Here is an 11,206-nt window from a genome sequence, read left to right on the forward strand (position 1 = left end):
GCCGTTCCTGCCGATAAGGGACACGTGACTGCCACAGCGATCCCCACACGCATGCTGCTCCTCCTCGGCCTCGCGCTCGCCGCGGCGGCTGCATTCCTCGTCGCACGACCCCTCATGCTGAGCGACGACAGCTCCGCCTCCCCCACGCCCGCACCGCCCGCCGCGGCCGCGAAGCCCGCAGCGAAGCCGACCGCACCGGTCACGTCCTCGACGGCGACCGCACCGAAGCTGGTCATCCTCCCCGACGTCCCGTCCGCCGTCGCGAAGCGGCTCCGCTTCTCGAAGGTCGTCGTCGTCTCCGTGTACTCGGGGACGTCGAAGAGCGACCGCGCCGCGGTCGCCCAGGCACGCGTCGGCGCGAAGGAGGTCGGCTCCGGCTTCGCCGCGCTCAACGTCCTCGACGAGCGCACCGCCCGCGAGCTCCAGACGTTCGTCGGCACGGTGAGCGCCCCCGTCGTCCTCGTCGTCCGGCGGCCGGGCAAGATCGCGACACGGTTCGACACGCGTGTCGACAGCGCGCTCGTCGCCCAGGCGGCTCGGAACGCAGGCGCAGGCCGGTGACCTCCCCGCTTCGAGGCGCGAAGCGGGCCGAGCGCACGACCGCCACCGGCCCGCTCTACGCCTACGAAGTGCGCCGGGAAGGCCGACCCGTCGTCAAGCTCACCGCCGTCGCCGAGGCCGACTCGACGGTGACCGTCGACGCAGAGGTGTTCCCCGCCACCCTCCCACCCGGCGAGGGCGGCGTTCGACGTCCGTTCCACTTCGCGACGCCCGAAGCTGCGGAGCGCTTCGCAGACGAGACGCTCACCGCGCTCGAGTACCTCAGCTGCGACGTCGTCAGCTGACCGTCGGGGACGGCGACCGGAGCCGGTCGACCGGGCCGTGCGGCCACGGGCGACGGCCCCACGACCCGCCGGCGCCGGAGATCGATCCTCAGCGCCCGGCGGCGAGGACGACGAGTGCGGCCGCGGCGTCGGGGGCGAGCCGGTCGGTGTTCAGCACGAGGTCGTAGTGCGTGGAGAGCTCACCCTTCACGCCGTAGAAGCGCTTGAAGTAGTCGGCGCGGGCCCGGTCAGACTCGGCCAGGGCGCGGTCGGCGTCCTTCTCGCTCATCCCGGTCAGCGAGCCCACGCGGGCCCGACGCGTCTCCGGCGAGGCCGTGACGAGGACGCGCAGCACGTCCTCCCGCACGGCGAGGGCGTGCGACGCCGCGTGGGACACGATCACCACCCGGCCTCGCTCGGCGGTCTCCTCGATCGCGGCGCGAATCAACTCCCGCAGCGACTCGCTGGTCGGTGCATCGGAGCCGAGCGACTCCGCGGGGCCTCCGAACGCGAACCGCGCCGCGTCGGCGGTGGGCCCGAGCGTCTCCAGCGCCCGCTCCATGAACGAGCGCCGGCCCTCGACGCTCGCGACCACCTTCGGGTCGACGCCGGCCTCGGCGGCGGCACGCAGCACGATCTCCTCGTCGACGACGGTGAACCCGAGGGCGTCGGCGACGGCCCGCGCGACCTCGTGCATCTGCGAGCCGAACACGCCGGAGACACAGACGACGCTGCTGGCCATTCGGCGACGCTACGCCAGCGCCCGGCGGCGGTCAACCACGAGCCGGTCGGCCGACACCACGGCGCCGCCGGGACGGCGGCACGGGAGACGCCGTCGCGCAGCACAGCGGCGACCGCCCCGGCCGGCACGCACGGGCAGCGGGGCCGTCGCGGCCACCGGGCGCCCGCGGGGCGCCCGCCCGTTGCCGCCTACTGGGTGACGACCCGGGCGAGCTCTTCGATCGACGTCAGGCCGGCGGCCGCCTTCGCGATGCCGTCGTCCCACAGCGAGCGCATGCCCGTCGCCGCGGCGACGCGCTCGATCTCCTCGCGCGAGGCGTTCCGGGCGGCGAGCGCCTCGAGCTCGTCGTTCATCACCATCAACTGGAAGATGCCGATCCGGCCCTTGTAGCCGGAGCGGCCGCACCGCGGACACCCGACCTTGCGATACAGGACCATCCCCTCGCGCGCCTGCGCCGACTCGGCCGAGATCTTCGCAGCGAGGAGCTCGTCGATCGACGGCGCGTACATCTCGCAGCAGTTCGTGCAGAGCTTGCGGGCGAGGCGCTGGGCGAGGACGGCGGTGACGGCGGAGCCCGTGAGGTACGGCTCGACGCCCATCTCGTTCAGGCGCGTGATCGCCCCGGGCGCATCGTTCGTGTGCAGCGTGCTGAGCACGAAGTGCCCCGTCAGGGCGGACTCGATCGCGATCTTCGCGGTCTCCGCGTCCCGGATCTCGCCGACCATGATCACGTCGGGGTCGGAGCGGAGGATCGTCCGGAGCGCCCGCGCGAACGTGAGGTCGGCCTTCGGGTTGATCTGGATCTGGTTGACGCCGCCCAGCCGGTACTCGACCGGGTCCTCGACCGTGATGATGTTGATCTCGGGGCGGTTGATCTCCGCCATCGCCGCGGAGAGGGTCGTCGACTTCCCCGACCCGGTGGGCCCGGTCACGAGGAGGGCGCCGGTCGGCTTCCGGATGATGAGGGCGATCTGCTCGCGCATCGCCTCGGAGAGCCCGAGCGACTCGAGCGTCGGCGTCTGGCGCGACTTGTCGATCAGGCGCATCACCACCTGCTCGCCCTCGACGGTCGGCAGCACGGCGACACGGATGTCGAGCAGGCGCCCGACGCTCTGCGCGTTGAGCGTGATCCGACCGTCCTGCGGGCGGCGCCGCTCCGCGATGTCGAGCTTCGCGAGCACCTTGAGCCTCGTGGTCACGCTCGCGGCCATCCGGCGCGGGATGCGCTGCGTCTCGTGCAGCACGCCGTCGATGCGGGTGCGGACGGCCAGCGCGTCCTCCTGCGGCTCGAAGTGGATGTCGCTGGCGCCGTCGGTCGCGGCCTGCATGATGATCGAGTTCACGAGGCGCACGAGCGGCGCGTCGGACACGCCGTCGTCGATCTCGAGGTCGTCCTCGTCGTCGACGGTCTCGATCGCATCGAGCGCCGACTGCGTCTCGATCACCTCGTTCTGGCGGACGAGCTTGTCGATCTCCGAGACGATGTCCTCGCGGTTCGCGATGCAGATCTCGACCGCGTGCCGGGTCGCAAGACGGAGCTCGTCGATCGCGAGGATGTTCGTCGGGTCGGCGATCGCGATCATGAGCCGGTCGCCCTTCAGCTGGACCGGGATCGCGACGACCCGCTGGAGCGTGCGGAGGGGGATCAGCTCGGCGGCGTCCGGCGATACGCGCTGCTGGCTGAGGTCGAGGTAGGTGATCCCGTGCCTGCGGGCGAGCGACCGGGCGATGCCCTCGGGCTGGGCGATGCCCTCGTCGACGAGCGCCTGCGCGATCGATCCGGTGCCGGCCCGGCGATGCGCGGCGCCGAGCCGATCGCGCGGGAGCAGGTCGGTGGCGAGCAGGATCTCGCTCACGAGGTCGGCGAGGGTCTCGTGCCCGGCGCCGCCGTCGGCGGCCGGAGCAACGGGACCGGCGACCTCGGTGGCCGGAGCGCGCAGCGGAATGGGTTCAGAGCTCATCGGATACTCCCTCGAACGAGGTATCGGCAGAACTCCCCGAGATACTGAGTCCTGTCGGTACGACGCGGACCGCCGCGGGTCACGCCATGAGCCCGAGGTACCGGTCGAGGACCGCGGCGCCGGCGAACAGCGCCACGATCCCGCCGAGGGCGAGGAACGGCGCGAACGGGATCGTCATGCGCCTGGCAGCGCCGCCGTGCCGCGCGGCGAGGACGGCTGCGGGGACGAGCGCGGCGACCATGCCGACCATCAGCGCGACCCCCACCGTCCGGCCGAGCATCGCGCCGAGCAGCAGTGCGAGCTTCACGTCGCCCATGCCCAGGCCGCGTGGGTACGCGAGCGCGACGGCGAGGAGCAGCCCGGCGGCGGCGAGCGCCCCGAGCAGCCACTCCGGCGAGGGGTCGATCGCCGTCCTCGCGACGAGCACGATCGCCGCGGCCGGCACGACGATCCGGTTCGGGACGATCCGGTGCTCGAGGTCGATCGCCGACACGGCGACGAGGACGGCGCAGAAGAACGACGCGACGGCCGCCTCGAGCGTCACCCCGAAGCGCAACACGCACGCGGCGACGAGCAGGGCGGTCACTGCCTCGACCACCGGGTAGCGGAGCGGGATCGACGCCGCGCAGGCGCGGCACCGGCCTCCGAGCAGGGCGTACGAGAGGAGGGGAACGTTGTCGTACCACGCGATCGGCGTCGCGCAGGTCATGCACTCCGAGCGCGAGGCCCCGATCGGCCGCCGCAGCGGCACGCGCGAGGCGACGACGTTGAGGAAGCTCCCGAGCGCGAGGCCGGGAGCGGCTGCGATTGCCGCAAGAGCAACGTTCATGCTCCGGGTATCGGCGCCGGGGCCCCTCCGGTTGAGCGGAAGCCGCTTCGCTACCCGGTGAAGTTCGTCGGCGGTGTCAGCTCCCAGCCGGTGATCGTGTTACTCGGCGCGCCGAACGGCACCTTCACGAGCGGGGGGATGAAGTTGAAGGTGAAGCTGTTCTGGATCAGCTCCTCCTTCGACACCATCGGCCCCTGCACGTACGAGTTGTTCTGGAACCCCATGTTGTAGTCCGAGTAGAGGGCGCCCTGGAACTGCGAGGACTGCTCGAGCAGGACGCCGCACTGGGTGCACTGCGACCAGTTGTTGCTGCCGTGGGTCGCCACGAAGAACATGTCCTCGTCGGTGTTCCACGCGTCGTAGTCGCAGTCGCCCCGGGACGTGAACGACGAGCAGAGCTTCGTCTGGCGCGTCCGGAACCAGCCGCTCAGGTACACCGCGGCCACACCGTCGTACGCGACGTCGAACTGCACGGACGGGTCGAACTCGAGGTTGCCGTCCCAGAGGATCGTGCCGTCGACGATGAGACTGCGTGCGCTCGGATCCCACGTGAGCTCGCCCATCACGGTCCTGCACGAGAACGCGGAGGCGAGGTCGAGGCGGAGCGTCCCCTTGTCGCCGTTGTTCGGCACCCCGTCGTCGGCGAAGTTCGGATAGGCGCCCGACGAGAGCGCCGGGTCGCACGGCCACGCGGGCCCCGGGCTCGCGACGTGGTACCAGTCGTCGAACTGCGCCACCGGCGGCAGGATCTCGGGGGAGCCACTCTCCGACGGCCCTCGCACGTGCTCGGGCACTCCGCACGGGTTCTTGTACGGGTTCGCGCGGAACTTGCAGCCGCGCTCCTTCGTGACCTTCGGGTCGCTCTCGACGTAGATCTTGGTGAGCGGGCGGGCCGCCGTCCCGAGCTCGTTGCCCTGCTTCATCAGGATCGCGTTGCCGCGGATGTTGACCTTCACCTCGGGGTCGGAGGCGGACTGCGGGCCGACGACCGAGCTGTTGTTGTCGAGGCAGAAGTTCCCGGCGACGTAGAACGAGGACCGGACGTCGGGGTTGTTCGGCAGCTCCATGTCGCACCCGTCGGGGTCGCCGGTCTTCCACGAGTAGACGTACTCCCACGTCTGCTCGTCCCGGAGCTGCAGCGTCTCGGGCCGGAGGCGGACGTCCGCGGTGACGGTACGGGTGATCGTCCCCGGCCCGCTCGGATTGGGGACGACGGCCGTCGAGGCGATCCGCCAGCGCAGGCTCGGGATGTAGTAGTCGTTGGGCGACCCCGTGTACTGCGTGGAGCCACCCGGGTTGGACCCGTTCCGCGGGTTGTCGTCCCAGAGGACGCCGTCCCAGACGACGGCCTCGCCGGCGTCGAACGCCTGCGTCCGGTCTGCGGAGGACATCGCGGAGAAGAGGGTGTAGTCGTCGCGCGCGTCGGGCGCCGCGTTCGCGAGCTGGGAGACGGCGTTCTCGACACCGGAGACCGCCAGCTGGTAGGCGTCGTGCGCGGCCCGCGAGCGGTAGGCCGACCGCTCGTTCGAGGTCGAGAAGGCGATCAACGAGGCCGCAGCGATCGCGAGCACGAAGCTGATCCCGATCGCCATCACGAGCGCGACGCCGCTCTCGTCGCGCAGCCGGGCGGTGACACGGCTCGGGCGCATCATGTCCTCCTCGCGTTGCGGAGCGCGATCTCGTCGTCCAGGCGGTAGTGGAGCCTCGCGATCGTGGGTTGCCGGTTGACGGTCAGGTCGACACCGACCTTCGGGAGCTCGCCGGCGGCAGTGACGATCGAGAAGACGGCCCCGCCGGTGAGGTAGTCGGCTCGCAGCGCGTCCGCGGTGCTGCAGGTCGACGCGCCCGGGGCCCGGTAGAGGCCGTAGCGGGAGCCGTTCCCGGCCGTGCACCATGTGACGCTGGTCACGGTGCACGGGTAGCTCGCGTCCGCCGCGTCGACGGTCAGCAACGTGACCTGGGTGCCGCCGGTGACGGTCGCCGCGCACGCGTTGTGGATGTCGCGGCGCATCGTGTCGAGGGCGACCCGCGCCTCTGTCTGGCTCTGGAACTGGAAGTTGAGCTGCGCCTCGGTCCTCGTCCCCGAGGTGAACAACATGACGAGTGCCGTCATCAGGATCCCCATCACCGCCATCGAGACGATCAGCTCCGAGAGCGTGGTGCCGCGCTCGCACGAGCGCACGCCACGCAGTACTCGTGCGCGTAGCGTCAGCAACCGGACAGCCGTCCGCGGGGTCACACGCTCAGCATCGGGCGCGAGCGCGGCGTCGGCGAACCCCCATTCGGGGGAGATGAGGAGGCTCTCAGCGCAGCCCGGAGGAGATGCGCTTGAACCCGGCATCGCCGCCGCTCTCCGAGCCGTCGGAGGAGGACGCGGCCGCGGAAGCCGCGCGCTCGTCCGCGGCCTTCTCCTTCTCGGCGTGCTCGAGCGCGACGAGGAAGTCGTGACGGTTGGTCGCGGCGTTCGCCGCCACCTCGCGCTCGACGTCTCCGCCGAGGACGAGCTTGATCAGCGACTGCGAGAAGGTCTGCATCTCGTAGAACTCGCCGGCGGCGATCGCGTCCTCGATCTCGTCGGCCCGGTTCTCGCGGATGAGGTCGCCGATGCGGGCGTTCGCGATCAGGAGCTCGACCGCGGGCACCCGCCCGCCGTCGGCGCGTGGCAGCAACCGCTGGCACATGATCCCCTTCAGCGTCCCGGCGAGGATCGACCGGATCTGTCGCTGCTTCTCGGGGGGGAAGAACTCGATCAGGCGGCCCAGCGTCTCGGCCGCGTCGAGCGTGTGGAGGGTGGAGAACACGAGATGCCCCGACTCGGCGGCCTGGAGTGCGGTGTGCGCCGTCTCGGTGTCGCGGAGCTCGCCGATGAGGATGATGTCGGGGTCCTGCCGCAGCACACGGCGGAGCGCCTGGTGGAAGCTCTCCGTGTCGAGGCCGACCTCGCGCTGGTTGACGATGCAGCCCCGGTCGGGGTGGAGGATCTCGATCGGGTCCTCGATCGTGACGATGTGCTGCCGCCGGGTGCGGTTGACGTGGTCGAGGATCGAGGCGAGCGAGGTCGTCTTGCCGGAGCCGGTCGGGCCGGTGACGAGGATCAGGCCGCGGTGCTCCTCGGCGAGGCGCCGGACGCCCGTCGGCAGGTGCAGCTGTTCGAACGTCGGGATCTGGCTCGGGATCACGCGGAACGCGAACGAGATCGCGCCCCGCTGCCGGAAGCCGTTGACGCGGAATCGCGGCAGGGTCGGATACGAGTACGCGGTGTCGAGGTCGCCCGTCTCCTCGAACAGTTCACGGCGCCTCGGGGCGATCTCCGTCACGACGTCGAGGACGTCGGTGAGGTCCTGCTCCGTCAGCGCGGGCCAGTCACCGAGCGGCTCGAGGTCGCCGTCGAAGCGGATCACGGGCGGCTGCCCGAGCTTCAGGTGCACGTCGCTCGCCCCGGCCTCGACGCCGCGGGTGAGCAAGGCGATGAGATCGAGCGCCACGGTGAAGACTTCATCGGCAGCGACCGGTGACGGCTTGAGCGCCCTGTCGAGGAGCCGTCCGCGGGGAGGCCCGGCGGGAGCCGCTCATGCCGCCGGGCGCGTCAGGAGGCGAGGCGGGCGAGCAGACGCAGCGGCGGTCGGGCGACGCCGCGGGCCTCGTTGGGGTGGGAGACGTCGCCGCAGAGGAGGCCTGCGACCACCGGGAACACGCCCGGCGAGCGGGCCGCCCAGAAGCAGGCGCCCGCGCTCCGGTCCATCGCGCGCTTCGCCGCCCACGATGCAGCGGCATGGTGGTCGAGGGCGGCGGCGAGCCGGCCCTCGTAGCTCTCGGTCGCGTCGGCCAGGATCGCCTCGGCCGCGAGCTTGGCCGAGGTGAAGGCCTCGTAGATGCCGTCCCCGGAGAGGGGGTCGACGAGGCCGGCGGCGTCGCCGACGAGGAGGACGCGGCCCGACCGCGCCGCGGCGCCGAGCCGCCGCATCGGGAGGCGATGCCCCTTGACGTCGGTGAGGGCGTCGGGGTCGACGCCGTGCGCACGGGCGAGCCTCCCGAGGTGCATGCGGAGGCGGGGCCCTTCGGCTCCCCATCCACCGACGCCGAGATTCGCGTGGTCGTGCTTCGGGAACACCCATCCGTAGCCCCCGGGGACGACGCCGAGCTCGATCACCGCCGTCTGCTCGTACCGAGACCGCTCGAGCACCCCCCAGGGGACGTTGCCCTCGAGCGCCACGCCGCGGACGATGCCGTCGTCGATCCCGGCGGCGCGCGCGGTGATCCCGTTGGCCCCGTCGGCCCCGACGACGACGGCGGCCCGTGCCGCGTCGGCCCCCATGCGCACGATCACGCCGGTGGCGTCCTGCTCCAGCCCGTCGACCCGCACCCCCTGGCGCACGTCGGCGCCCACGGAGGCGGCCTGCTCGACGAGGTGTGCGTCGAGCCGCCGGCGCTGCGTCATCCGGATCAGCGGCTCGCGGTGACGGCGACTGAACCTCCTGCCGTAGCGGAGGCGCAGCTCGAAGCGGTCGACGACGTGCTCGACGACCGGGGAGACGTCGCACGGCGCCTGTCGGAGGGCACGGCCGGTGAGGCCGCCTCCACAGGGCTTGTCACGGGGGAAGCGGGCGCGGTCGACGAGGAGCACGCGCGCGCCGCCGGCGGCGAGCCCGATCGCGGACGCGGAGCCGGCCGGGCCGGCGCCCACCACGACCACGTCGAAGCGCTCCACGGCGTGGAGTGTAGAGCGGCGGAGCGGCCCGACAGACGCGCCCGTCCGGCGCGCGGCAGGCCCGAGGTTTCGCGCCGGCCTGCCGCGATACCGGCGCCCGCCGCCGCCGTCTGCGCGCCGACGGAGCATGCAGGGGAGAGGATTCGAACCTCTGAAGGCTGAGCCAGCGGGTTTACAGCCCGCCCCCTTTGGCCACTCGGGAACCCCTGCGAGCCCGCGGATTGTAGCCGGGCAGCGGGCAGCGGGCTCTTAAGACACTCCTAACGGGGGCCGAAGATCCGCGCAACCCGCCGATACGAATCACTTACACGAGCGCGATATCACAGGGTGCGATGACGCAGACGAGACCCCACAGCTGGATCGACTGGTACCGGTTCGCCCGGCAGACGCTCGACCTCGGGCGCACGGAGGCTGCCGCGTACGCCACGGCGCGTCACGTGGAGGAGGAGAACCGGAGGATCCAGCGCGAGACGAGGAGGCGAGCCGCATGATCGACGCCAGGCACGACACACCCCTCGGCACCGAGGACGCGAGGGTGCTCGACTGGCGGGCGGCGTGCCTGCTCTCGGCGGGGTTCGACACCGAGGCGGCATTCACGATCGCCGCAGACCCCCGGATCGACCTGCACGAGGCGATCGGGCTCGTCGAGTCGGGGTGCCCGCCCGCGGTGGCGGCCCGCATCGTGCTCTGATCGCACGTCCGCCGCGTCGCACGACTCGAGTCGTCGGCCGCGCCGCCGAGCGGACGGTCCGCCACGCCCCCGGCGACGATCATCGCAACGCGCTCGTGTCGGGCACCGCGCTTGCGCACATGCGCCGTCGACCGATCCGAAGCGCGCTCACCGTCGACCCTCCGGCGTTCCGCGTCCTCCCCGCCCGTCCCGGCGACGGGCCGTAGCGGTCGGGCAGCCAGGCGGCCGGGCTACAATCCCCGCCACGCCCTCTTAGCTCAGTCGGTAGAGCACCTCCATGGTAAGGAGGGGGTCGACGGTTCGAGTCCGTCAGAGGGCTTCAAGAAAGACCTGCAAATGCGGGTCTTTTTTTCTTCCTCAGTGGTTCGACCCGGCTCTTCGACCCTCTGGGTCAGATTTGGGTCAGATCTCGGCTAGCCGAGGACGCCTGAGTAGGCGGCGACCAACACCTATGGCGAGCCCGTCAGAAGATCTCGTCGAGCGCGACTGCGGCGTGTCGTCCGCGGGCGGTAATCAGCGATCCGCTTGGGCTGCCGAGCAGGCCCAATACCTGCTTACCAATACGTGCTTTCTACTGATTGCTGTCCGGCACCGACTGTTGTATGCCTTGCCAATAAGCACGAAAGACGAGTCATGTCATTGATTGTGCGGGTAGTGGGCACGACAGCTCCTGAGGCTCGCGTCGTCCGTGGCCGTTGCGTCGTCCCTTCACGCGTAGCCCGCTACCTCCGGGAAAGGGGTTGAATCGTGAAGCGGTCAATCGCTCGGCTCTCGGTGATCGTCCTCATCGGCGGGCTCGTTGTGGTCGTGCATGCGTCTGCGGCGGCCGCGTCGCTCACCGTCAAGCGTTGTCCTAGCTCGACAGGGCCGGCGTACACGATCGGAGGAACGACGTCGACGAAGTACATCCTGGCTGTGTCATCCTCGGGCGTCTCGTGCGCCACAGCGCTCCAGATGCTCCGTCGCCTCGCCGTTCAGCCGGTCGGAGCGACGCAGCGGAAGCTCCGGGCTCCTGCCGGCTGGACGTGCTACGCGTCCAACGTCTACGGGACAGGGAAGGCCACGTCCGGCACGTGCGTGAAGGGGAAGCTGGGTATCACCTGGCTTCCCCGCGACTCCGTCTCCTCCGGTGCCTGACGAGGTGGCAGAAGAGGGCTGATGAGCGAGCGCTTCTTCGACGACCTGGCACGCACGCTGGCACAGCCGATGCCGCGGCGGCGAGCGCTGCGGCTCGCAGCGGGCGCGCTCGCCGCAGCAGCGCTTCCGTCATTGCGTCCCGCCGGGGCGACGGCCGCGTCGAGGGTCACGTGCCGGGCCGGCACCACGCTCTGCTCGCAGCCGAAGGGTGTGGGGTTCATCGAGGCCTGCTGTCCCGACGGCGAGACCTGCTGCAAGGCGCGGGATGGGGTCGCTTGCTGCCACGCGGGCCAGAGGTGCAGCGAGATCGAGGT

The 11,206-nt window shown here is 71.2% G+C and carries 12 protein-coding genes and 2 tRNA genes; 6 read left to right on the forward strand and 8 right to left on the reverse strand.

The window, feature by feature from the left end; translation table 11 throughout:
• The first annotated feature begins 24 nt into the window (after positions 1-24).
• Together AC162C_RS05730 and AC162C_RS05735 are read left to right on the forward strand one after the other, a co-directional pair.
• On the forward strand, positions 25-561 hold the full coding sequence (locus AC162C_RS05730) for a hypothetical protein (RefSeq protein WP_484096712.1): 537 nt from the start codon (positions 25-27) through the stop codon (positions 559-561).
• A complete protein-coding gene (locus AC162C_RS05735; RefSeq protein ID WP_484096713.1) occupies positions 558-845 on the forward strand; it encodes a hypothetical protein in 288 nt (95 codons plus the stop codon). The genes AC162C_RS05730 and AC162C_RS05735 overlap by 4 nt, the downstream gene beginning before the upstream one ends.
• Positions 846-933: 88 nt before the next feature.
• Here the strand turns inward: AC162C_RS05735 and AC162C_RS05740 are convergent, their stop codons facing one another.
• The 8 genes from AC162C_RS05740 to AC162C_RS05775 all read right to left on the reverse strand — a co-directional run bounded on the left by AC162C_RS05740 (position 934) and on the right by AC162C_RS05775 (position 9,274).
• Positions 934-1,566, reverse strand: a complete 633-nt coding sequence (locus tag AC162C_RS05740; RefSeq protein WP_484096714.1) for a cytidylate kinase-like family protein — start codon at positions 1,564-1,566, stop codon at positions 934-936.
• Between the two features lie 188 nt (positions 1,567-1,754).
• On the reverse strand, positions 1,755-3,527 hold the full coding sequence (locus AC162C_RS05745) for a GspE/PulE family protein (RefSeq protein WP_484096715.1): 1,773 nt from the start codon (positions 3,525-3,527) through the stop codon (positions 1,755-1,757).
• 79 nt (positions 3,528-3,606) lie between these two features.
• Complete coding sequence (locus tag AC162C_RS05750) at positions 3,607-4,356, reverse strand: prepilin peptidase (RefSeq protein ID WP_484096716.1); 750 nt, start codon at positions 4,354-4,356, stop codon at positions 3,607-3,609.
• Positions 4,357-4,406: 50 nt separating this feature from the next.
• The gene (locus AC162C_RS05755) at positions 4,407-6,005 is read right to left on the reverse strand and encodes a hypothetical protein (RefSeq protein ID WP_484096717.1); all 1,599 of its coding nucleotides are present in this window, start codon (positions 6,003-6,005) and stop codon (positions 4,407-4,409) included.
• On the reverse strand, positions 6,005-6,538 hold the full coding sequence (locus AC162C_RS05760; RefSeq protein WP_462973920.1) for a PulJ/GspJ family protein: 534 nt from the start codon (positions 6,536-6,538) through the stop codon (positions 6,005-6,007). Before AC162C_RS05760 ends, AC162C_RS05755 begins: the two co-directional genes overlap by 1 nt.
• A gap of 121 nt (positions 6,539-6,659) precedes the next feature.
• Positions 6,660-7,841, reverse strand: a complete 1,182-nt coding sequence (locus tag AC162C_RS05765; RefSeq protein WP_462973921.1) for a type IV pilus twitching motility protein PilT — start codon at positions 7,839-7,841, stop codon at positions 6,660-6,662.
• Between the two features lie 101 nt (positions 7,842-7,942).
• A complete protein-coding gene (locus tag AC162C_RS05770; RefSeq protein WP_484096718.1) occupies positions 7,943-9,064 on the reverse strand; it encodes a geranylgeranyl reductase family protein in 1,122 nt (373 codons plus the stop codon).
• 128 nt (positions 9,065-9,192) lie between these two features.
• Positions 9,193-9,274: transfer RNA gene (locus AC162C_RS05775), tRNA-Tyr, on the reverse strand.
• A 122-nt stretch (positions 9,275-9,396) separates the two neighbouring features.
• On the opposite strand from AC162C_RS05775, the gene AC162C_RS05780 reads away from it, so the two are divergent.
• From AC162C_RS05780 to AC162C_RS05795, 4 genes are all read left to right on the forward strand, one after another.
• Positions 9,397-9,555, forward strand: a complete 159-nt coding sequence (locus tag AC162C_RS05780; RefSeq protein WP_484096719.1) for a hypothetical protein — start codon at positions 9,397-9,399, stop codon at positions 9,553-9,555.
• On the forward strand, positions 9,552-9,755 hold the full coding sequence (locus AC162C_RS05785; RefSeq protein WP_484096720.1) for a hypothetical protein: 204 nt from the start codon (positions 9,552-9,554) through the stop codon (positions 9,753-9,755). Before AC162C_RS05780 ends, AC162C_RS05785 begins: the two co-directional genes overlap by 4 nt.
• A 246-nt stretch (positions 9,756-10,001) precedes the next feature.
• Positions 10,002-10,074 (forward strand) — tRNA-Thr (locus AC162C_RS05790).
• An 839-nt stretch (positions 10,075-10,913) separates the two neighbouring features.
• Positions 10,914-11,206 (forward strand): hypothetical protein (locus tag AC162C_RS05795; RefSeq protein ID WP_484096721.1); only part of this gene is annotated, 293 nt, incomplete at its 3' end.

This window comes from Gaiella sp., from assembly GCF_057140465.1.

Bases quoted from the DNA above. Each gene is read 5' to 3' on its own strand.
- AC162C_RS05745 (WP_484096715.1), bottom strand. From the start codon at position 3,527: ATGAGCTCTGAACCCATTCCGCTGCGCGCTCCGGCCACCGAGGTCGCC.
- AC162C_RS05750 (WP_484096716.1), bottom strand. From the start codon at position 4,356: ATGAACGTTGCTCTTGCGGCAATCGCAGCCGCTCCCGGCCTCGCGCTC.
- AC162C_RS05780 (WP_484096719.1), top strand. From the start codon at position 9,397: ATGACGCAGACGAGACCCCACAGCTGGATCGACTGGTACCGGTTCGCC.
- AC162C_RS05740 (WP_484096714.1), bottom strand. From the start codon at position 1,566: ATGGCCAGCAGCGTCGTCTGTGTCTCCGGCGTGTTCGGCTCGCAGATG.
- AC162C_RS05755 (WP_484096717.1), bottom strand. From the start codon at position 6,005: ATGCGCCCGAGCCGTGTCACCGCCCGGCTGCGCGACGAGAGCGGCGTC.
- AC162C_RS05785 (WP_484096720.1), top strand. From the start codon at position 9,552: ATGATCGACGCCAGGCACGACACACCCCTCGGCACCGAGGACGCGAGG.